Source organism: Acidithiobacillus sp. M4-SHS-6, from assembly GCF_047421495.1.
Taxonomy (GTDB): domain Bacteria; phylum Pseudomonadota; class Gammaproteobacteria; order Acidithiobacillales; family Acidithiobacillaceae; genus Acidithiobacillus.
Genome location: NZ_CP175559.1, coordinates 1,474,135 through 1,495,330, shown reverse-complemented (window position 1 = coordinate 1,495,330; position 21,196 = coordinate 1,474,135). Strand labels below are relative to the sequence as shown.

Below are 21,196 nucleotides of genomic sequence, written 5' to 3'. Positions count from 1 at the left end.
TCCTATGTATTCGGCGAGTGATAGCTTGGGATTGTAAACCGCTGTAAACGTCAAGACCAGCACAAGCCGCGCTACGCACCCATCAAACGACTCGCCGCTTGCATTTGGGGGAGATGGACTTAGAGGTTCTGGCCCAGACGCAGCAGACCCACCACCTTGCCCTCGATCTGCAGCTCGTCGCGGGTCAGATCGACTACAATAGGGGAAAAATCCGGATTTTCAGGCAATAGTCGAATTTGCGTTCCCTCCCGCTGCCAGCGCTTGACCGTGACCTCGCCATTCACCCGGACCACCACCATCTGGCCATTCTGGGGAGTAAAACCCGGCTCCTGGCGCACCGCCAGGATGTCCCCATCCAGAATGCCGGCGTCACGCATGCTCATGCCCTGCACCCGCAACAGATAATCCGCTCCCGGCGCAAACAGGCGGGGGTCCACCGGCAATTGTCCCTCGCGGAACTCCTCGGCGAGCATGGGATGACCAGCCGCCACCCGTCCCAGCAAAGGCAAGCCCGGGGAGGGCGGATGGCGGCTTTCCTTTCCGTCTTCCGGCAGGCGAATACCCCGGGCGGTGCCCTGCCGCAGTTCCAGATAACCCTTGCGGGCCAATGTGCGCAGATGGGTTTCGGCGGCATTGGGGGAACGAAAGGCAAAGGCTTTCATCAGTTCCGCACGGGTGGGTGGCAGATTGTCCTCCTCTACCCGGCTACGAATCCAGGCCAGAATTTCTGCCTGTCGAGGGGTCAGTGCATCCACGGCTTGTCTCCTTTACTTTTTCCCCAAACAACGCACAGATCCGGACACTTCCACAGCCATGGCCGACTCACCCGGAGCACTGGCCACCGGTGTCTGCACCGCCATCCTCATCATCGGCACCGGGCCAGGAGTAACGTGGGTTGATGAGATACGCACAACATCCAGTACACTCTGGCTATATCCAAAATCCCGGCAAAAATCATGGGCGTGTGCTTTGAAACGCGTAATGGCTTGCTTGGCGGCTTGCGCTTCGGCAGCCTGACGCGCACTCTCGCTGGGTTCGGTGCTCATGGAAATCAGCTCCAGACGGGATTGCAATTTACCCAGAACATGATTCAGCTGTGACGACTGAGGACCACGGATCTGCAATATCTGTTTTATCGTCCAGCCAGTGGGTTTACCGTCACCATAATCGCGCTGCGTATAATAATTCAGAGTCTGCGTCTGCAAATGCTGCTCAGCGGCCAGTTGCTGCAAGGCCCAATGCATTTTGGTGTTGACCTGTTGCGCCAAATCCGCCGCATTGGGTCCACTGGCACTGGCTTGCATTTGCGCCAGCATGACCGTATTTGCCACATGATAGGATTGCCGGACTCCCAGATGGATTAACTGTGTCCCCGTATCTGCCGATGCCAGCAATGAAAAAGGCAACAGCAACCACAGTGATAATTGCATGCGTTGTTTCATGTTTCCCTCACTCATCAGGTCCCCAAACGAAAAATATCAAGAATACGATCACGACGCAGCAAGTGCGCAAAAAATAGCCCCACATGACCTATCCAGTAAGCCCATACGAGATACACTAACGCTTTGTGTAATGGGATCAAACTCAATAGAAGCGTCCCGGGGGGCGTGCCACCCTGGGGCAAGAAAAAGAAAATGATGGTGCCCGTCAACGCCATCCAGCTGATCAAAAGCAAACCAAGCCCATGTATCAGGGCAGCCAGACCGGGAGCAGGACCCGGAGGGCGGAGGCGACCACGGTACAGATCACGAAGATCATCCCAAATAGGTTGCCAGGGTCCTCGCCAAGGGAAGAATTGCTGGCGCATCTGGGGAGAGGTGGCAATCCAGAGCCACTGCCAGAGCAGAAATAGCGCCGTTGTCAGGCCTACCCAGGCATGAAAACTGAACAGAAGCTGCGTGACGCTGGCGTAATCCGCATGTTGCCAGTCCGGTGTCATCCATAGGGAAGTCAGTAATTGCAGAGTCACGCCGATGGCGATCCCCGCATGCAGCCAACGCGCCTCCCGCGGCCACAGATTTTGCTGCCTTGATGCAGAACTGGAGTCGTTCATCAATCCTTCCCTGATCTCAAAAAATATGCATAAGATAACAAGCTACCTGACTTCAGGAGAACTTTCGAGAGTGCATTCGCGGCCGCATGGCGGTCTCCAGCCTCTCCCTGGTTTGGAACCAAAAAACTCGCCAAGGAAACCATCAGGATACCTGCCATGCGATTGTCCTGAAGGGTTTCATTGACTATCTTTTATTCAGAATCCGCACCCGGATTTGTGGGGAGAAAATTCCATGGCTGGCAAGTATATCCGTTTTTTCAGGGAGATACGCATCGAAGATGTACCCTTGGTAGGGGGCAAAAATGCTTCGCTGGGGGAAATGTACCGGGAGCTCACCCCGCAGGGAGTCCAGATACCCAACGGTTTTGCCATCACCGGGAAAGCCTACCATCACCTGCTGGATCAGGCGGGGGCTTGGCCTGCTCTGCATGGGGCGTTGGATGGCCTCGATCCGGATGATGTTCGGGATCTCGCCCGGCGGGGCGCCCAAGCCCGGGAAATTGTCTACAGCGCGCCCCTTCCCCAGGATCTGCAGGAGGAAATCCTTGAAGCCTATGCGCAACTGCGCCAGGAGTATGGAGATAGCCTGTCTTTGGCGGTCCGTTCATCGGCCACGGCAGAAGATTTGCCCACTGCCAGCTTTGCCGGCCAACAGGATACCTACCTGAATATTTCCGGGGAGGCCGCCCTGCTGGATGCCTGCCGACGCTGTTTTGCCAGTCTCTTCACGGATCGAGCCATTCATTACCGCATCGATCAGGGTTTCGATCATTTCAAGGCGGCCTTGTCCATTGCCATCATGAAAATGGTGCGCTCGGATCTGGCCACCAGTGGCGTCATGTTTTCCCTGGACACAGAAACCGGGTTTCGGGATGCCGTATTTATCAACGCGTCCTGGGGGCTGGGTGAAAACGTGGTGCAAGGAACCGTCAATCCTGACGAATATTATGTATTCAAGCCCGCTTTCAAACAGGGCAAAAAAGCGGTGCTGCGCAGGGTGTTGGGTAGCAAGAAAATCAAGATGATTTATACCGAAGGGGATACCCGCCACGGCACCCGTAATGTACCCACCCATCGCGAGGAACAGGAACGCTTTTGCTTGAGTGATGCCGATATATTCGTCCTGGCCGACTATGCCATCAAGATTGAAGACCACTACAGCCAGAAAATGGGAGAAAGCCGCCCCATGGATATGGAATGGGCAAAAGATGGTCTGGATGGATCCATATATATCGTGCAGGCCCGGCCGGAAACCGTCGCGTCACAGAAAAAAGGGCAGATTCTGGAAACCTATGTTCTCGACGCGCGGGGAGAACGACTGGGCAGCGGCCGTGCCGTGGGCAGCAAGATTGCTTCGGGGCCGGTCCGGATTATCTCTGACGTTCGGCATCTGGGTGAATTCCGTCCCGGTGAAGTTCTGGTGGCCGATACCACCACTCCCGACTGGGAACCCGTCATGAAACATGCCGCAGCCGTCATCACCAACCGGGGAGGACGCACCTGCCACGCCGCCATTATCGCTCGTGAGCTGGGTATTCCTGCCGTCGTCGGTGCGGAAACGGCCACGGAAATATTGCATGATGGTGATGCCGTCACGGTTTCCTGTGCCGAAGGCGATCTGGGAATCATTTATGCCGGGCTCCTGCCTTTTACCGTCCAGCATACGGATCTTGCCGTTCTGCCCCGGCCCAGAACCCAGATCATGATCAATCTCGGCAATCCGGAAATTGCTTTCCAGACGGCCAATCTGCCCAATGATGGCATTGGTCTGGCGCGCATGGAGTTCATCATCAGCAATGCCATCAAGGCCCATCCCATGGCGCTGCTGTATCCCGAAAAAGTGAAAGATCCTCAAGAACGTCTGGCCTTGGCCAAATTGACCCAGGGCTATGCCCATGCCCAGGATTTTTTTGTGGAAAGACTCTCAGAAGGCATAGGCACCCTGGCCGCCGCTTTTTATCCCAAACCGGTGGTCGTGCGCATGTCCGATTTCAAAAGCAACGAATATGCGGCGCTGCTGGGCGGCCGCTATTTCGAGCCCGACGAGGACAACCCCATGCTCGGCTTCAGAGGCGCATCCCGCTACGCCCACCCTGCTTACAAGGAAGGCTTTCATCTGGAATGTCTGGCCATGAAAAGGGTGCGCGAAACCATGGGCCTGGATAATGTCATTATCATGCTGCCCTTCGTCAGGCGCGTTCAGGAAGCCGATGCCGTGCTGGCCCAGATGGCAGCATTTGGTTTGCAACGGGGTGAAAATGGTCTGAAAATTTATGCCATGTGTGAAGTTCCCAATAATGTGCTGTTGATTGACGATTTCGCCCAGCGTTTTGATGGCTTTTCCATTGGCAGTAATGATCTTACCCAACTCACCCTTGGCGTCGATCGGGATTCAGCAATGGTGGCCTTTGACTATGACGAACGGGATGAGGGCGTAAAAACCATGATCCGTCTGGCGGTGGAGGGTTGTGCGCGCAATGGCATCCATTCCGGTCTCTGCGGTCAGGCCCCCTCGGACTATCCGGAAATGGCGGAGTTGCTGGTGCACATCGGCATACAATCCATGAGCCTCAACCCCGATACCGTACTGAAAACCACCCTGCATGTACTGGAACTGGAAAAGCGAGGTCAACCATGAACATCAAAGCGAGGTCAACCATGAACATCCAACGCGTATTATTAGTGATTTTTGATGGTTTTGGCCTGAACCCCAATCGCGCTTACAGTGGCTGGGCGCAGTCCCATACCCCTCACCTCGATCATTATTTTGCCAGTTTCCCCCACACCGCCCTGCAAGCCTCCGGGCGAGCCGTAGGATTACCCGACGGACAGTTCGGCAACTCGGAGGTCGGCCATTTGACGCTGGGCTCGGGACGCATTCTGCTCCAGGATATGGTCCGTATATCCGATAGTCTTGGCGATGGCAGTTTCTCCAAGATTCCGGCCTGGCAAAATATACTCAAGGGGACCAAGCGCCTGCACTTGGTCGGCATGGTCTCTGACGGAGGAGTACATGCGCATATTGCCCATTTGCTGGAGATTCTCCCCCTGGTGGTCGAGGCCGGCGTGGAACCCATCATTCACATGATTAGCGATGGCCGGGATACTGCCCCGCAGTGCGCCGACCAGTTCGCACGGATTCTGGAAAAGCGGTTGCATGAATTGGGCAAGGGCAAGATCGCCACCCTCTGTGGCCGCTATACCGCCATGGACCGGGCCAATCACTGGGACCGCACGCAACAAGCCTGGGCGGCCATGATCAAGGGCGAAGGCCTGCAGGCCAGCAGTGCCGAAGCAGCCATCCATGCCGCCTGGCAGCGAGGTGAGGGTGACGAATTCATCCAGCCGACCATCATCGGCAATCCCCAGGAAAACCGTATCGGTGACCATGAACCGGTGTTTTTTTTCAACTTTCGCTCGGATCGCATGCGGCAACTGAGCGCGGCCATTGCCATGCCGGAGTTTTCACATTTTGACCGGGGATCTGAAAAAGCCAGAACGGCCCTGTGCATGACTTCTTATAATGACGAATACCCCTTTCCGGTCCTTTTCCCGCCGGAAATTCCGGAGAAGGTGCTGGCAGAAGTCATCAGTGATGCCGGACTGCAGCAATTTCATTGCGCAGAAACCGAAAAATATGCCCATGTGACCTATTTTTTCAACGGTGGTCGGGAAGAACCCTTTCCCGGAGAAGATCGTGTGATCATTCCCTCTCCCCAGGTCGCCACTTATGATCTCCAGCCGGAAATGAGCGCCGCCAAGGTTGCAGACCAGATTATCACCGCCCTTGAAGGCCAGAAATATCACTTTGTCATCGTCAATTTTGCCAATGGCGACATGGTCGGTCACACGGCCAAAATTCCGGCCATCCTCCGCGCCGTGGAAACCCTGGATCTGCAATTTCATCGGGTTGTCCAGGTCGCCCGGCAACAGGGCTTCAAGATTATCCTCACCGCGGATCATGGCAATTGCGATGAAATGGTCGATCCACTCAGCGGCGAACCACATACCCAGCATACGGTCTATCCGGTACCCATGCTGCTGATAGGTCATGAGGGCGCAAGACTGGGTATCGGCCGTGGAACAGCCGATATCGCCCCCACCATTCTCGATCTCATGGGACTTCCCCAACCCGCGCAAATGACCGGAAAAAGTCTGATTCTCAAGGATAGTCTGTATTGAAAATAAAAAAGCCGGCAGGGGGAGCCCATGGCGTTCACCCGGGCCATGCCGCCATGACCGGTATTCTCGACAACAGTCCGATGCTGCCCCTGCATTACCGGATATGGGCATTATCCACCGGGGGCACGCTGTTGAGCGGGGTATCCATGTGTTTGCTGGGTGTTACCCTGCCCCTGGTCATCCCCCGTTTTGCCATGCCCGCCAGCAGTGTGGGCATGGTGGCCGCGATGCTCATGGGAGGTACCGTGATCGGTGCGCTCTTGGGCGGCCACATTGCTGATCGCTGGGGACGCAAACCCATCATGATCAGTGACATGATAGTGTTGATGATTGCCGCATCCTTGGCGGCCCTTGCCCCGAATGCCGCCATCCTGACCCAGGCGGAACTGCTGCTGGGAATCGGCGTTGGCATGGATTTCCCGGTTGCCAGCAGCTACCTGGCCGAATTCATGCCCCAGGGACGGCGTGGCCGAATGATGGCGGCTTCCATTGCCATCCAGTCCGTGGGCATGCTGGCCGGGGCTGGCCTGGCTATCTTGCTGTTGCTGAATGCCCATGCTGGCGATGAAACCTGGCGCTGGTTGCTGGCAGCCGAAATCCTGCTGGTTCTTCCCTATCTGATCGGGCGTCTGAGTCTACCCGAAAGTGTGCGCTGGTGTATGAGTCATGGTCGTAACACCGAGGCCGCAAAAATTCTGACGCGCTTTGCGCCTGACAAAAAAGGCCATTTGCTGCAGATAGCCCAACAGCTCGGCAAAAAACGGCATCATGTGGCGAAAATACCCCCTGGCCATCATTTGGGCCTGGCCGCTTTATTTTCGCCGGAGTATCGCCGCCGTACCCTGCTGGTCACCCTTCCCTGGTTTTTCATGGACGTAGCCACCTATGGCATCGGCTTGTTCACGACCATTCTGCTCGGCAGCCTGCGGGGCAAGCTACCCGAATTAAGCTCCACTCTGAATCGAGATCTCGGCAATGCGCTGGACAGCGGCAAAGTGGATCTGTTTCTTTTGCTGGGTTCCCTGTTGGCTCTCTGGGCCGTTCCCAGACTTGGCCGCATTCATATGCAACTCATTGGTTTTGTGGGAATGATCCTGGGAATGGGCGTGTTGCTGGACAGCGCGCTGCACAACCGAGGAACGCAGAGCACACACTATTACCTTATTCTGGCCGGATTCATGCTCTTCAACCTGTTCATGACCATGGGTCCCAATGCCACCACCTTCATTTTACCCACGGAAATGTATCCTACCCAGGTCCGTGCCTTCGGCGCAGGATTTGCTGCAGCCGTCGCCAAGATCGGGGCGACCATCAGCGTCTTTCTGCTTCCGCTCATTCAAGCTCATTGGGGTCTATCAGTCGTTTTAGCGCTGATGATCCTGGTCAGCCTGCTCGGTCTGGGAATCACCTGGATTTTTCGGGTGCAGGGCCAGGGCAAAACCCTCGAAGAACATCATGGCCCCGAAGTTCCTCAGTAAGGATTTTACGGACCATCTCCATGGCCGGCAGAGTGGACAGAAAACCGTTCATTGCATGCGATGCCGGAAAAGCCATGAGGACGCGGCCATGGAACCCAGGGCGATAATGGCCAGTGGCCAGTATTGCGGCCAGAGCATGACCATATTATCCCCTTCCAGAAACACGCCGCGCACGATAATCAGAAAATAGCGCATGGGGTTGAGGTAGGTCAGATACTGGACCGCTACCGGCATGTTGGCGATGGGAGTGGCAAAGCCCGAGAGAATGATGGCGGGTACCAGAAAAATGAATACGCCCAGCAATCCTTGCTGCTGGGTTACCGCCAGCGAGGAAATCATCAGACCGATGCCGACCGCTGCCAGGAGGAACAGGGACAATCCCGCCACGAGCGCGAGCATACTGCCCACAAAAGGCACCTGGAACCAGAATATCGCCACCAGCACAATAAAAAGCCCTTCCACAGCGCCGATCACCAAACCGGGCAACGCCTTACCCACTAATATTTCCAGGGGGCGCAAGGGGGTCACCAGCAATTGGTCAAAAGTGCCCTGCTCCCGTTCACGCGCCACCGACAAACCCGTCACCAGGAGGGTAACGACCAGTACCAGCAAGGCGACAATCCCCGGCACGATAAACCAGCGCGACAGCAAATTGGGATTGAACCAGGAGCGCATGAGCAGTTGTGCGGGAGGATGCCCCCAGTGCTGCGCATTGGCCCAACGCAAGTCAAAGCGCAGCAGAACCGAGTTCACATAGTTCAGGGCCAGTGTCGCGGTATTCGAGTTGCGACCATCGACAATCACCTGTACCCGCGTGGGCCGATGCAGGAGCAGATCGCTGGTGAAATCGGGACCAATCTGCAGGACCAACAAGGCCTTTTCTTGGTTGATAAGCGGCGCAATCTGTCCGGCATTTTCTATGGTCGCGACCTGCTGAAAGGCCGATGAACCCTGGAACTCCGCCAGTAACTGACGGGAAGCGAAGCCACTGTCCTGATTGAAAACCGCATAGGGTATATGATTCAAATCAAAGGTGGCGGCATAACCAAATACCAGCAACTGAATCAGGGGCGGGCCAATGATCACAAAACGGCTTTTCTTGTCGCGCAGGAGTGCCAGAAACTCCTTGATCACCAGTGCCCAGATGCGTGCCAGCATCAGTCCAGTCTCTTGCGGGAGCGACGCCAGGTGACCCCCAGAAAAAATGCCGCCATGAGCAACAGTGCAAGACTGTTCCAGAGAATGATGGGCCAGACATTTCCGGCCAGAAAAACCGTTTGCAGGATACTGACAAAATAGCGGGCCGCGACCAGATGGGTGATGATGCGAATAGGCGCGGGCATGGACTGAATATCGAAAATAAAACCGGAAAGAATGAACGCCGGTAGAAAGGTGACAATGATGGCAATCTGCCCGGCCACAAACTGATTGCGGGCCGCACTGGAAATCAGCAGCCCCATGCCCAGGGCGGCCAGCAGGAACAGTGCCGAACAAAGCAGCAGTACCCAGAAACTACCGACCAGCGGGACGGCAAAAAGCCAGACGGCCAGAGCCACGGATAGCAGCATTCCGCCCATGCCCAGGACAAAATAGGGGATCAGCTTGCCCAGCAGTATTTCCCCCATGGTGACCGGGGTGGCCATGAGCGCCTCCATGGTACCGCGCTCCCATTCACGGGCGACCACCAGGGCCGTCAGCAGCGCCCCAATCAGGGTCATGATCACCGCTATCAGACCCGGAACCAGATAGTCCCGACTCCGCAAGGCGGGATTGAACCAGATGCGACTCTCACCAATCACCGGGATGCTCAGAGAGCTGCCAGCATTGAGCGCGCGCTGTTGCAGCCAGTTTTGCCAGACGCCCTGCAAGTAACCTTCCATGATGCGGGCATTGTTGGCATCCACGCCATTGACCAGAACGCCGATGGCAGCCGATTGACCTTGCAGGATCTGGCGGCTGAAATCGGAACGCAGCCAGACAATGGCATCGACCTTGCGCGCCATCACCGCCTGACGGGCGCGGTGCATACTGTCGTACATGATCGGCTTGAAATAGGGAGACTGTTGCAGACCGCCGATGAAAGCACTGGTTTCTGCCGTAGGCCGATCGACGACCACCGCAATGGGCAAATGCCGGGCATCCAGAGATACGCCATAGCCAAAAAGAAACAATAAAAGCACCGGCATTACAAAAGCTATGGCAATGGCCGAAGGATCCCGCAGAATCTGGATAAACTCCTTACGAATCAAACCGCGCAGGCGTTGCCGATTCATGATGCGCTCCGGATACGGCTTTCATGGGTCTGGATGAGAAGAATGAAGGCATCCTCCATACTGGGATCAGGATGCTCCGGGCTGCGGGCCTGGGCACGCACCTGCTCGGGACTGCCCTGGGCAAGCACTTCACCGAGGGACATCAATACCAGATTGTCGCAGTATTCTGCTTCATCCATGAAATGGGTGGTGATCAGAATGGTCACCCCTGATTCGGCAAGGGCATTGATCCGCTGCCAGAACTCCCGCCGCGCCAGAGGATCCACACCGGAAGTCGGTTCATCCAGAAAAAGGATGGGGGGCTCGTGCAGCAATGCGCAAGCCAGGGCAAGGCGTTGCTTGATGCCCAAGGGAAGATCATCCACATTCACATCGCCATAGTCGCTCAATTGGAATTCCTGCCGCGCCCAGTTCAGCCGCTCCTTGCGCCGAGTTCCACGCAAACCGTATGCCGCCCCGAAAAAAGCCAGGTTCTGGTCAGCGCTGAGGTTGCCATAGAGGGAAAAATTCTGGGAAACATAGCCAATGCGTGCCCGCGCCTGACTGCTGGCCTTGCGCATATCCACCCCGGCCACGCGCAAGGTTCCCGATGAGGCAGGCAACAGGCCACAAAGCATCCGGAAAGTGGTGGTCTTGCCCGCGCCGTTGGCGCCCAGCAAGCCAAAAATCTGCCCTTTCCGGACTTGGAAACTATTCCCTTTGACAGCCTCGAACCGCCCAAAAAACTTGCAGAGATCATGGACTTCAATGACCGTTTCTGCTGCCGAGTCCGTTTTCAGACCCGTCACGGATCGCGCCGCAGTGGATATTGGGGCATGAACGGGGGATAGTGGCACCTGGTCAGGCTTTGCGGCAGCTTCTGTGCGGGCGCCCAACAAATCCACAAAGGCGTCTTCAAAAGACGGCTCCACCGCCTGCCACTGCTCTTCTGGTCCCTCAGCATGGGCCATACCGCGGCACAATACCCGCACGCCATCGGCCAGAATACGGGCATCCTGAACATCCGGGCGCGACTGCAAGTTTTCGCGCAGGGATCGCTTGCTGAGGCCGCTGTGCTTTACCAGAAAGCAGCGGCCTTGGAGAGGGGCGCCAAAGGCCTTGGCCGTATCTTTTTTGAGGAGTTTTCCCTGATGGATGAGGATGAGTTCATCACAACGCTCTGCCTCGTCAAAATAGGCGGTACTCATGAATACCGTCAGCCCCTGTGCACGCAAACCCTGAATGATCTCCCAGAGTTCACGCCGGGCGATGGGATCCACACCGACGGTGGGCTCATCCAGCAGCAGCAATTGGGGTGCCCGTAACAGGGCGCAGGCAAGACCGAGTTTCTGTTTCATGCCCCCCGATAGCGCGCCGGAAATGCGGGTACTGAAAGGACCCAAAGCCGTCAACTTGAGCAGATCCTGCTGGCGGCTGCGGGCGGCTTCCCGAGGAATGCCCTGGAGCTCGGCATAGAGATCGAGGTTTTCCTGCACCGTCAGTTCTTCGTACAGGCCAAAACGCTGGGGCATGTAACCAATTTGATGCTGAATGCCACTGGCCCGACTCCGCGTATCCATTCCCAGTACCAGCACCGTCCCCTGGTCGGGCCGGAGTAGGCCGGTTGCCAGCCGCATCATGGTGCTTTTACCCGCACCATCCGGCCCCAACAGACCGGTAATGCTGCCCGCCTGTAGGGTCATGCTCAGATTAGTCAAGGCCTGAACCTGCTTTTTGCCATGCGCAAAATGTTTGCTGACCCCGGCAAAATGCAGTGGAGGAGCAGCGTCCGACACGATTCAGTTTTCGCAGGGATGGGCGGATAAGGCCTGGGGGGGATTATCCTTCAGCGCAATATGCACCGTGACGGGCATCCCCAGACGCAATTGATGTTCTGGATTGCAGGCATAAACCCGCATCCGGTAGACCAGTTCGGTCCGCAATTCCGTGGTTTGCACCGTTTTAGGGGTGAATTCCGCCGTTGGCGAGATGAATCCCACCCATCCGGAAAAGGTCTTGTTCGGGAATGAATCACTATAAATGCTTGCCTTCATCCCCAATCGTACCTTTCCCAGGGCTTTTTCCGGCAGATAGGCGCGGACCCAGACCGGGTTATCCAGAGCCAGGGTAAACACCGGGGTCTGGGGGGAAGCCATGTCACCGGGTTCCAGAATACGATCCTGCACCACGCCCGTATCCGGCGCATAGAGGCGGGTATCGGCCAGTTCCCGTTGGGCCAGGGACAAAGCGGCCCTATCGGCCTGCAACTGTTGTCGGGCAGCCGCAATATCTTGCTTGCGCGGGCCTCGCACAGCCAGGCTCAAGGCCTGCTGGGCATGATCCAGGTTGGCACGGGCTCTTTTCAGGGCCGCAGCGGCATTATCGAGATTTTGCCTGGGTACATATTGCTCGGCAGCCAGTAACTGCTGACGTTTCCAGGTGATTTCTGCATTACTCAAGCTTGCCTCTGCGGCGACGGTTTCCGCCCGGGCTTCGGCGATTTCTTCCGGACGTGAACCGGCCAGCAAACGGGCCAGCACCTGCTCCTGGGCAGCGACACGCGCCGCATCCCTATCCACCACGTCCTGAAAACGGACGGGATCCATTTCGGCCAATAGCTGCCCTTTGCTGACCCGATCTCCCTCCTGCACCCGGAGATCCCGGAGCCGGCCACTATCATTGAAAGCCGCCTGTATTTGCCGGATATCGATGTTGCCATACACCGTCAACTGATCGCTGGGCGGCAGCGAACGGGTCTTCCAGTAGATCACCCCGCCCGCAATGACGAGAACAATGATCGCTAGCAGAATTCCTCTTTTTTTGTGCACCGTCATGCTACGCATCCTGCCGCTTTAGTGAATTCAACAGTGAGACTCAGAACAGGTTGCGTGCGGCCTTGCTGACACCTTCGGCAGACATGGGATGCTGGTCGGCAAAACGGGCCATATCATAGGCGGTCATACCCGCTGCCAGGGCGGTGCCAATCTGGCCGATGAGGCTGCCGGCATCCAGGCCGACAATCCAGCCGCCCTTCAAGCGCAGCGTATCCGGCTCGAAAAACAGACGGATCTCGCCTTCCCGTTGCTCCAGAATTTGTGCCCGCGCGTCTTCAGCAAAAAGATAGGAAGCTTCCAACAGCGCTCCAGGGCCGGCCTTGCTCGGTGTCAGGCCGATGTAGGCAACCGCAGGCAAGGTAAAAACCGTCGTCGGTACCTGGGTAAAATCCGCATAATCCGTGGGCACATCCCCTGCCAGCATATTATGGGCGGCGACCAGTGACTGGCGCACGGCCGCATGAAACAGCGGAACACGCCCATTCACGTCACCCGCTGCGTAAATATGGGGATAGCGGGTCTGCAAATCAGGGCCGACGCGAATACCGTGACGATCCAACTCAATGCCTATGGATTCAGCACCTTCCGGAATCACTGGATGGCGTCCCACGGCGAGGACGACCACGTCCGCTGCCCGAGAGATTTCCTGGCCCTGATCCAGCCACACGACCTGACGCCGCCCTGCCCGGTCTTCTACTCGCTGTACTTCGACATTGGTATGGATCTGCAAGCCCGCCGGAAGCAAGGCCAGCAACTGATTGACCATGGCCGGATCCATGCCGGCAAGAATGCGTTCGCCTTTTTGCAGGAGGGTTACCTGCGTGCCGAGGCGGGCAAAAAAAGTGGCCGTTTCCAGACCGATGTAACCCCCGCCGATGATCACCATCTGCTCGGGCAAGCTCTGCAAGGCTGGGCTTGGTTTATAGAGATCATGGCTGGTGAGGCACAATTCCGCGCCGGGTAAGGGCGGAACAAACACATCCGAACCACTGGCAATAAGAATATGCGCGGCCCGGTAGGTGTCGGTCCCTTTATCGCTGTCCACCGCCACCGTATGGGCATCGAGCAGACGGGCGACGCCTTTGCACAACTGGATTCCTGGGGCAGCCGCCAGTTCTTCGGTATGTTGGGCATAGCGCCGTGCCTGAACGGCATCCTTGTGCTGCATCAAGGCGGTAAAATCCACAGTAACCTTCCCTTGAAGGCCAAGAGACTGAAAACGCTCCAATCCATCATATAAGGCAACGGTTTCCCGAATGGCTTTTGAGGGCACACAGCCCTCATACAAGCAGTTTCCGCTCATCACTCCCTTGGGATCCACCATGAGCACCTGACGCCCCGCTTTTGCCAGTCGAAAAGCTGCAGGATAGGCAGCTCCGCCAGCACCGATACACAACAAATCCACTTCCTGCACGGTTGTGTCTCCTTGGTCCGTAGCTTCGACTCTAAAAAGATAGCATGATTTACCGAATAGTTATATTCACACCATCCGAAGTTTAGACACAGAGCCTCCCTGTAGGTCCGGAATAGTGAAATCTATAGGAAACAATCGGAATACACGATATACTTTTTCAAAGTCGTTGAAAAAAGCGAGATCGGAGAGTCTCTCCGCTTCAAACGACGATTTTTGGTTATTCGAAGTTTCCTAAGGTCAAAACAAAACCATTTCCAAGAGTGTGTAATGTCGGAAAGCGTCCCCTTGTCGTCTGAAGTGTTGTCCCATGTCATCGAAAGAGAAGTTGGCGGCTGGCAGGGCAAACTGCGTCGCAACCCGATATTTCATTTGTTGCTGGCCTTTTTTGTCGGGATTGTTGCCGGACTGGGGGCCGTGGCTTTTCGTCGGCTCATTGGTTGGATGCATAATCTTTTTTTCTTCGGGCAGTGGTCTTTCTCTTTTAATGCCCTGCAACATTCTGCTGCCAGTGCCTGGGGTGCCGGGATCATTCTGGCGCCGATCATCGGCGGTCTTATGAATGGTCCTGGGTTGTCGGTCTGCCCATGAAATGGCGCTGGGCAATCCTGCGACACGCTTTGCACCGGGAACTGCTGCCGGCGGAGGAAGGGCCTGGACTGATTATTCTGGGGGTCTTCGTTGGCCTGTTTACCGGAGTCGGGGCACTGCTTTTTCAATATCTGATTGCCTTGCTACACAATCTTTTTTTTCAGGGGCGCTGGAGTATTTATTACAACGAACACCTGCCATCGGTGCCTGCAGCCTGGGGACCCTGGATGATTCTGGTGCCCGTATTGGGGGCCTTGCTGGTGACCATTCTGGTGCAACGGGTGGCCGCAGAAGTGGAGGGGGCCGGCGTCAGTCAGGTCATGGAGGCCGTCCATACGGATGGTGGTCGCATGCGGCCCATTGTGGCACTGCTGCGCCCCGTGGCCACGGCCCTGACCCTGGGTTCGGGAGGCTCGGCAGGGCGGGAAGGCCCCGCCATGCAGTTTGGCGCGGCCATTGGTGCCTTCATGGGTCACTTGTTCCCCATGTCGGACAAGCGCCGCATTCATCTGGTAGGTTGCGGGGTGGGCGCGGGTATTGCGGCCGTATTCAATGCCCCCCTGGGTGGCTGGTTTCTTGCCATGGAAGTCATCGTACCAGACTGGCGGCCTTGGACGGTGCTCTCCACGCTGGTGGCCACGGTTTCTGCCACCTGGATGACGGAAACCGGCTTGGGCAATTTTCATCTCTTAGCCTATGTGCCTACCAAAGCGATTTCTGGAAGTCTTATCCTGCCCGTATTTGCACTTCTGGGCATTCTGACCGGATTAATGAGCTTTTTGTTTATTCAGATGCTGACCTGGACCGAACAAATCAGTAAACAATATCTTCCCAATCCCTATCTGCGGCACATGAGTGGCATGTTGCTGGTGGGTCTGACGCTTTATGGATTATTTGTATTTACCGGCCATTATTATCTGATTGGGGGCAGTTATTTTGCCATATCGGAGATATTGACCGGGCAATTACATCTGGTTGGTTTTTTGATTCTGTTGCTGATTCTGAAAGGGATCGCTACCAGTCTGACCATTGGTACCGGGGGTTCGGGAGGAATATTTTCCCCTTCACTGTTTATCGGAGCAGCCATCGGAGCTGGTGCAGGATATCTGGCGGACGCCCTGCTGGGTTGGCATGGCAGTGTGCCGCTCTTTGCCATGTGTGGCATGGCGGGGATGGTGGGTGCCACCACCGGCGCCTTGCTCAGTGCCCCGGTGATGGTGGTGGAACTCACCAACAATTACCATATCTTATTGCCGGCCATGGTCACGACACTGACCGCTTTTGCGCTTCGCCGGGTCTTTCTGGAACAAAGTATTTATACCTATCCGCTCTTTAAAAAGGGGCTGGATATTCCTGAAAATCATTATGTGGTGCAGGAAAAGGTACCCACGAACGGTTCGTCCGGAAAACAGTAAGCAAGGAATCAATATTCCAGGAGGAAGGCGCGGCCTACTGCAAGGTGGATAGCAAGATCCATGATGAGCAGGCGGTGATGATGGCAGTCTGGTACCTGGATTTTTGTGCGGGACAATGATATTCGGGTGATGAATGTCCATCTGGATGATCGAAAATCGACTTTGAGAGGGTGCGGCCCGAAGGTCAGGCATCTGGGGGAATCCCGTCGTCCGCGCCGACCCAGGAAAGAAACTTCCTGATTGATACCCCTTTCAGGAATGCTTTTGGGGTTTCCGGACTTGTTGGGAAAACAAGGCCGTAGCCACATCGCGGGGATAGGTAAAAATGGCCGTCAGCATGAGCAGGGTGGCCACCAATAGCAGTACGGTAAAAATTTCAAAGCTGATCCATAGTCCATAGCCATCGCCGCAATGCTGGAGATGGCAATAGTTTTCGGAAAAATGCGTGGATACCCAGCCAAAGGCAAAAGGTGCCGCAGCTTCAAGGACGTAGCGCAAGGAAATCCGGATCCCTTCCGCCCGTCCCCAGAGTCGGGAATGCATGATGTCCAGCCGCGCCGCATCCAGGGTGGGGTTGGTGGCGCCCAATGCGGCTGATCCCATAAATAGCCAGATGAACTCCAGCATCTCTTGGTTGGTATGTAATGCCAGCAGAAAAAAGGGAATGGTGAGCAGGAAAGCGATTCCAGTGACCCATATTCGCGCGGTAATCAGTCCCTTGCGTAACAGGAAATCGGCTATCCAGCCACTGGCGACGACCCCGGCAATGCCGCCCAATCCCGCTCCCACAAAGAGCGTACTGGCGGCCATGGTATTGATATGAAAGCGTTGGGTCAGATACAGAATGCCAAAAGCCAGTAGCCCCGTAAAATAAAAATAGCCGGCAGAGGAGGCGGTAATCAAAATCACATTGGTGGGAATCCCGAGAATGGTCCGGGCCGCCCGAAACCAGTGCCATTGGGTCGGATCTTCCGGCAATATTCTTTTCCGGACCGGTTGAATGGATTTTTTGCGAATATCCTCAATGAGGTAGCGTTTTGATTTCGTACTGGCGTCAGTCATGTTTGACGGATGGTTTGCGGATTCCTGGGCCAGCTCGGCAGCAAGTTTGTCCATGTTGTCGCGCTCTGGTTCACGCATACCTTTCCCTAACAAAACAGTCAGCAGGACGGCCATGGCTGCCAGGACCACAAACACCATCCTCCAGTCACTCAGGGTGTTGATGGTGCCAGCCAGGATCATGCCGATGCCCGCTCCCAGTAACTCCCCGCCGACAATCAAGCCAAAAGCCCGTCCGCGCCAGGAAGGGGGAAATAAATCTCCCGAGAGTGAGGCGATGACCGGGCCTACGGAAACGCCGGCAGCTCCGGCCAGCATCTGGGTGATCAGGAACCAGTGGTAGCCGGGGCTGATGCCACTCAGCAGCATTGCCAGTGCCCAGAGCAGGATGAGCTTCATGAGTAAGGGAACGCGGCGCTGGCGATCCCCCAGAATGCCCACAGGAAGTACCACGGCAGCCCCGGTCAGGATGGATGCCGTCGAAAGCAGGCCGTAGGCGATGTTGCCGATATGGAGGCTGCTTTCCAATGCCGGTGCTACGGTACCCAGGGCGGCCAAATTGAAACTGGCCAACCCCTGAGTGAGAGCCAGCAAAATGATGGCTCGGGGTCTGGGGATGGCATTCAGCCAGCGTTTTTCCTGTTGCCGCAGGACTTCAACAAGTTTCAGTGAATTTAAATGCACATGATGGAGAGCCAGACCAGCGCTTTTGGGAGCCCCTTTCATGACAGGTGTTGCGCCACGACCCGGCTGAATCGCGCCAATAATCGGCTCATGGCCACTTCCAGGCGGTATTGACCCTGCAGGGTAGTGAGATAAAGCCGATCCATGTCCGCAGGCATCTGCACATGGACGATCAGTACCGGCAAGCCCCGACCTTGCAAGGTTTGATGGGCAGGCAGGTGGAAATATTGACGGAGAGCAGAGGGAGAAAATTGGCGGGTATCAGCAGAAAAAGGGCGGATAAGGTCATGGCCAGAGCCGCATTGATGCTGCGCCCCGCGCTGCGTTCGAGGACATGACCACAGCGCGGGCAGGCAAGCTTGCCGCGTCCCTGAAGGGGGGGTAACCGTTGGATGAGCCCGCAATCCGCGGCAGACCTCTATCCCATGAGGAGGATCTTCGGCGGCATCGGGAATCCCAATGAGAGTGGTATCCAGGGACATGTTCTAAGGATCCTGCTATTCGGAAAAGCACTGTAGTCTGACTTCCATAAATCCATCATAGAACAATAGTAACATTGACACTCCCAAGCCTGTGCTATACTTCACAGGAATTTTGTTGAAAAGGTATATAGAGGCCTTGCATGGCGGACCAACCAGACTTCGAACATCTCAGCGTAGAAGATAGTTTCCAGTCTTTGGACAGCACAGACAAGGGACTGAGCAGCACGGAGGCCAAGGAACGCCTCGCCCGCTATGGGAGCAATCTGCTCCCGGAAAAGGAAACCCCGCTCTGGCGCAAGGCTCTGTCCTACTTTTGGGGTCCCATCCCCTGGATGATCGAGATCGCCGCCGTCCTGTCGGCCATCAACGGTGACTGGAAGACCTTTTCTATCATTTTTGCCATGTTGCTCATCAATGGGGGCATTGGCTTCTGGGAAGAAAAGGGGGCCAACGATGCCCTCAAGGCCCTCAAAAAGGAACTTGCCCTCCAGGCCCGGGTTCTGCGCGACCAGACCTGGCAGAGCCTCGATGCGGCAGGGCTGGTTCCAGGAGACGTGATCCGCGTCCGCCTGGGTGACATCCTGCCCGCCGATATCAAGTTGTTCTCCGGCGACTATCTTGCCGTCGATCAGTCGGCCCTTACCGGGGAATCCCTGCCCGTCAACAAAAAAGCGGGCGAGGTGGCCTATTCGGGCACCATCGCCAAGCAAGGCGAGATGCTGGGCCTGGTCTATGCCACTGGCTCCCAGACCTTCTTTGGACGCACCGCCAGCCTGGTCCAAAAGGCGGCGCCGATTTCCCATTTTCAAAGGTCGGTGCTCACCGTTGGCAATTTTCTGATCCTCACGGCCCTTGCCCTTTCGGTCTTGCTCATCGTGGTGGAGCTGCTGCGCGGCCTGCCCTTCCTGACCCTGATTACCTTCATACTGGTCCTGGTCGTCGCCGCCATCCCCGTGGCCATGCCGGCGGTATTGTCCGTTACCATGGCCCTGGGTGCCCTGGCCCTGTCGCGGAGGAAGGCCATCGTTTCCCGGCTGACCTCCATCGAAGAGCTGGCCGGTGTGGACATTCTCTGTTCGGACAAGACCGGGACCCTCACCCAGAACAAGATCACGCTGGGTGACAAAATCCAGTTCGCCGCCCAAAGTGAACAAGAACTGATCCTGGCGGCGGCCCTGGCCAGCAGGGCTGAAGATGCCGATGCCATCGACAATGCCGTGCTTGCGGGGCTTCAGGACTCAAAAAAGGCCCTGGCCGCTTATCATCTGGACAAGTTCATCCCCTTCGATCCCGTATCCAAACGGACCGAAGGGCAGGTCCACGCCGACGACGGCTCCCGGTTCCGGGTCAGCAAGGGAGCCCCGCAGATCCTCATGGACATGGCCAAGCTGGCGGGTACGGAACGCAGCAAGGCCGAAAAGGTCGTGGAAGATGCGGCAGCCAAGGGCTTTCGTACCCTGGGCGTGGTCCGCTCCGACGATGAGGGGGCCAGTTGGCGCTTTCTCGGCATCCTTTCCCTCATGGATCCCCCCCGGACCGATGCCAAGGAAACCATCATCGAGGCCCAACAGCATGGCATCGAGGTCAAGATGGTCACCGGCGACCATCAGGCCATCGCCCAGGAAATTGCCGGACAGCTCCATCTTGGCACCCATATTCTCACCGTCGACGATCGCCTGTCCCAGTTTGCCCAGGGCGGCCCTCTATCCCCCCAGCTCGCCGATGAAATCGAGCATGCCGACGGCTTTGCCCAGGTGTTTCCGGAACACAAATATGGCATCGTCAAGGCCCTGCAACAGCGCGGGCACTTCGTGGCCATGACCGGCGACGGAGTCAACGATGCCCCCGCCCTCAAGCAGGCCGATGCCGGCATTGCCGTATCGGGCGCCACCGATGCCGCCCGGGCGGCGGCGGCCCTGGTTCTGACCGCCCCGGGACTGGATGTGATCGTCAAGGCGGTGGAAGAAGCCCGCCGGATTTTTGAACGGATGACCTCCTATACCCTGTACCGCATCGGCCTGACCCTGGACGTTCTGTTTTTTGTGGTCATTGCCATGCTGATCTTCAATGTGTACCCCGTGACCGCCATCATGATCGTGCTGCTGGCCCTCCTGGATGATATCCCCATCATGACCATCGCCTGGGACCACACCGCAGTGCAACCCACCCCCGTGCACTGGGAAATGCCCCGGGTGCTGACCCTGGCGTCGGTCTTGGGATTGCTTGCCTTTGGCGGTACCTTCGTCCTCTACCTGATTGCCCGTATCCACTTCCGGATCCCCGTGGCAGAGGCGGAGAGCATCATGTTTCTGCAACTCATCGCCGGCGGTCACCTGTTGCTGTTTTTGACCCGCACGCGGGGGCCTTTCTGGCGCCCACCCTACCCGGCTCCCGTTCTGCTGCTGGCCATCCTGGGAACGCAGATCTTCGGCATTGCCATCGTCCATTTCGGCTGGCTCATGCCGGCCTTGCCCTGGGCCGTGATCGGCCTGGTTTGGGCCTACAACATCGTGTGGATGGTGCTGGCGGATCTTGCCAAGTTGGCGCTCTACCGCCTCCTCGACCACCAGGCCAAACACCAGAGCCGCTTTTTGGAGACCCTGAATCGTTCCCTGCAGCCCGTCCTGGTCCCCATTGTCCACGAAGAGGCTACCGCGAAACGTCAACTGCACCGGATCCTTGGCGACCACACCCAGGAGCGACAAGCGAAGCCCGGAAAGGGAGCCCAGCAACCACGGACATAGACATGGAAGAG

The 21,196-nt window shown here is 56.7% G+C and carries 16 protein-coding genes; 6 read left to right on the top strand and 10 right to left on the bottom strand.

Annotated elements, in window-relative coordinates:
• Nucleotides 1-119: 119 nt before the first annotated feature.
• The 3 genes from lexA to ACJU26_RS07570 are packed head-to-tail and all read right to left on the bottom strand — an operon-like array spanning nucleotide 120 to nucleotide 2,053.
• On the bottom strand, nucleotides 120-755 hold the full coding sequence (gene lexA, locus ACJU26_RS07580) for a transcriptional repressor LexA (RefSeq protein WP_414041895.1): 636 nt from the start codon (nucleotides 753-755) through the stop codon (nucleotides 120-122).
• Nucleotides 756-767: 12 nt separating this feature from the next.
• Entirely contained in the window at nucleotides 768-1,442 is a 675-nt protein-coding gene (locus tag ACJU26_RS07575; protein ID WP_414041894.1) for an SIMPL domain-containing protein, read from the bottom strand.
• Nucleotides 1,443-1,456: 14 nt separating this feature from the next.
• A complete protein-coding gene (locus ACJU26_RS07570; protein WP_414041893.1) occupies nucleotides 1,457-2,053 on the bottom strand; it encodes a cytochrome b/b6 domain-containing protein in 597 nt (198 codons plus the stop codon).
• A 232-nt stretch (nucleotides 2,054-2,285) separates the two neighbouring features.
• Between ACJU26_RS07570 and ppsA the strand changes: the two genes are divergently transcribed.
• Genes ppsA through ACJU26_RS07555 form a run of 3 tightly spaced genes read left to right on the top strand, consistent with a single transcriptional unit; the run spans nucleotide 2,286 to nucleotide 7,713 of the window.
• The gene (gene ppsA / locus ACJU26_RS07565) at nucleotides 2,286-4,691 is read left to right on the top strand and encodes a phosphoenolpyruvate synthase (protein WP_414041892.1); all 2,406 of its coding nucleotides are present in this window, start codon (nucleotides 2,286-2,288) and stop codon (nucleotides 4,689-4,691) included.
• A gap of 20 nt (nucleotides 4,692-4,711) precedes the next feature.
• Nucleotides 4,712-6,235 carry a 2,3-bisphosphoglycerate-independent phosphoglycerate mutase gene (gene gpmI, locus ACJU26_RS07560; RefSeq protein WP_414041891.1) on the top strand — a complete coding sequence of 508 codons (1,524 nt, stop codon included), beginning with the start codon at nucleotides 4,712-4,714 and terminating at the stop codon, nucleotides 6,233-6,235.
• Nucleotides 6,232-7,713 (top strand): MFS transporter, encoded by a 1,482-nt coding sequence (locus ACJU26_RS07555; protein ID WP_414041890.1) that lies wholly within the window; start codon nucleotides 6,232-6,234, stop codon nucleotides 7,711-7,713. Before gpmI ends, ACJU26_RS07555 begins: the two co-directional genes overlap by 4 nt.
• 48 nt (nucleotides 7,714-7,761) lie before the next feature.
• Here ACJU26_RS07555 and ACJU26_RS07550 read toward each other — a convergent pair whose 3' ends face one another.
• The 5 genes from ACJU26_RS07550 to ACJU26_RS07530 all read right to left on the bottom strand — a co-directional run bounded on the left by ACJU26_RS07550 (nucleotide 7,762) and on the right by ACJU26_RS07530 (nucleotide 14,213).
• Complete coding sequence (locus ACJU26_RS07550) at nucleotides 7,762-8,871, bottom strand: ABC transporter permease (RefSeq protein ID WP_414041889.1); 1,110 nt, start codon at nucleotides 8,869-8,871, stop codon at nucleotides 7,762-7,764.
• The gene (locus tag ACJU26_RS07545) at nucleotides 8,871-9,986 is read right to left on the bottom strand and encodes an ABC transporter permease (protein WP_414041888.1); all 1,116 of its coding nucleotides are present in this window, start codon (nucleotides 9,984-9,986) and stop codon (nucleotides 8,871-8,873) included. Before ACJU26_RS07545 ends, ACJU26_RS07550 begins: the two co-directional genes overlap by 1 nt.
• Nucleotides 9,983-11,668, bottom strand: coding sequence for an ATP-binding cassette domain-containing protein (locus ACJU26_RS07540; protein ID WP_414041953.1), 1,686 nt, complete (start codon nucleotides 11,666-11,668; stop codon nucleotides 9,983-9,985). Before ACJU26_RS07540 ends, ACJU26_RS07545 begins: the two co-directional genes overlap by 4 nt.
• A 96-nt stretch (nucleotides 11,669-11,764) precedes the next feature.
• A complete protein-coding gene (locus ACJU26_RS07535; RefSeq protein ID WP_414041887.1) occupies nucleotides 11,765-12,799 on the bottom strand; it encodes an efflux RND transporter periplasmic adaptor subunit in 1,035 nt (344 codons plus the stop codon).
• 40 nt (nucleotides 12,800-12,839) lie between these two features.
• Nucleotides 12,840-14,213, bottom strand: a complete 1,374-nt coding sequence (locus ACJU26_RS07530; protein WP_414041886.1) for a dihydrolipoyl dehydrogenase — start codon at nucleotides 14,211-14,213, stop codon at nucleotides 12,840-12,842.
• A gap of 267 nt (nucleotides 14,214-14,480) precedes the next feature.
• Between ACJU26_RS07530 and ACJU26_RS07525 the strand changes: the two genes are divergently transcribed.
• On the top strand, nucleotides 14,481-14,801 hold the full coding sequence (locus tag ACJU26_RS07525; protein ID WP_414041885.1) for a hypothetical protein: 321 nt from the start codon (nucleotides 14,481-14,483) through the stop codon (nucleotides 14,799-14,801).
• The gene (locus ACJU26_RS07520; protein ID WP_414041884.1) at nucleotides 14,798-16,216 is read left to right on the top strand and encodes a chloride channel protein; all 1,419 of its coding nucleotides are present in this window, start codon (nucleotides 14,798-14,800) and stop codon (nucleotides 16,214-16,216) included. Before ACJU26_RS07525 ends, ACJU26_RS07520 begins: the two co-directional genes overlap by 4 nt.
• A gap of 252 nt (nucleotides 16,217-16,468) precedes the next feature.
• Here ACJU26_RS07520 and ACJU26_RS07515 read toward each other — a convergent pair whose 3' ends face one another.
• Both ACJU26_RS07515 and ACJU26_RS07510 read right to left on the bottom strand, forming a co-directional pair.
• Nucleotides 16,469-18,001, bottom strand: coding sequence for an MFS transporter (locus ACJU26_RS07515; RefSeq protein ID WP_414041883.1), 1,533 nt, complete (start codon nucleotides 17,999-18,001; stop codon nucleotides 16,469-16,471).
• The gene (locus tag ACJU26_RS07510) at nucleotides 17,998-18,441 is read right to left on the bottom strand and encodes a hypothetical protein (protein WP_414041882.1); all 444 of its coding nucleotides are present in this window, start codon (nucleotides 18,439-18,441) and stop codon (nucleotides 17,998-18,000) included. The genes ACJU26_RS07515 and ACJU26_RS07510 overlap by 4 nt, the downstream gene beginning before the upstream one ends.
• Before the next feature lie 140 nt (nucleotides 18,442-18,581).
• Here ACJU26_RS07510 and ACJU26_RS07505 point away from each other — a divergent pair, with 140 nt between their 5' ends.
• A complete protein-coding gene (locus tag ACJU26_RS07505) occupies nucleotides 18,582-21,185 on the top strand; it encodes a plasma-membrane proton-efflux P-type ATPase (protein ID WP_414041881.1) in 2,604 nt (867 codons plus the stop codon).
• Nucleotides 21,186-21,196 lie beyond the last annotated feature (11 nt).

Coding starts and splice junctions, on each gene's coding strand:
- ACJU26_RS07570 (WP_414041893.1), bottom strand. CDS start 2,053: ATGAACGACTCCAGTTCTGCATCAAGGCAGCAAAATCTGTGGCCGCGG.
- ACJU26_RS07520 (WP_414041884.1), top strand. CDS start 14,798: ATGAAATGGCGCTGGGCAATCCTGCGACACGCTTTGCACCGGGAACTG.
- ACJU26_RS07515 (WP_414041883.1), bottom strand. CDS start 18,001: ATGAAAGGGGCTCCCAAAAGCGCTGGTCTGGCTCTCCATCATGTGCAT.
- ACJU26_RS07505 (WP_414041881.1), top strand. CDS start 18,582: ATGGCGGACCAACCAGACTTCGAACATCTCAGCGTAGAAGATAGTTTC.
- ACJU26_RS07540 (WP_414041953.1), bottom strand. CDS start 11,668: ATGACCCTACAGGCGGGCAGCATTACCGGTCTGTTGGGGCCGGATGGT.
- ACJU26_RS07550 (WP_414041889.1), bottom strand. CDS start 8,871: ATGCTGGCACGCATCTGGGCACTGGTGATCAAGGAGTTTCTGGCACTC.
- ppsA (WP_414041892.1), top strand. CDS start 2,286: ATGGCTGGCAAGTATATCCGTTTTTTCAGGGAGATACGCATCGAAGAT.
- gpmI (WP_414041891.1), top strand. CDS start 4,712: ATGAACATCCAACGCGTATTATTAGTGATTTTTGATGGTTTTGGCCTG.
- ACJU26_RS07535 (WP_414041887.1), bottom strand. CDS start 12,799: ATGACGGTGCACAAAAAAAGAGGAATTCTGCTAGCGATCATTGTTCTC.
- ACJU26_RS07525 (WP_414041885.1), top strand. CDS start 14,481: ATGTCGGAAAGCGTCCCCTTGTCGTCTGAAGTGTTGTCCCATGTCATC.
- ACJU26_RS07510 (WP_414041882.1), bottom strand. CDS start 18,441: ATGTCCCTGGATACCACTCTCATTGGGATTCCCGATGCCGCCGAAGAT.
- ACJU26_RS07545 (WP_414041888.1), bottom strand. CDS start 9,986: ATGAATCGGCAACGCCTGCGCGGTTTGATTCGTAAGGAGTTTATCCAG.
- ACJU26_RS07575 (WP_414041894.1), bottom strand. CDS start 1,442: ATGAAACAACGCATGCAATTATCACTGTGGTTGCTGTTGCCTTTTTCA.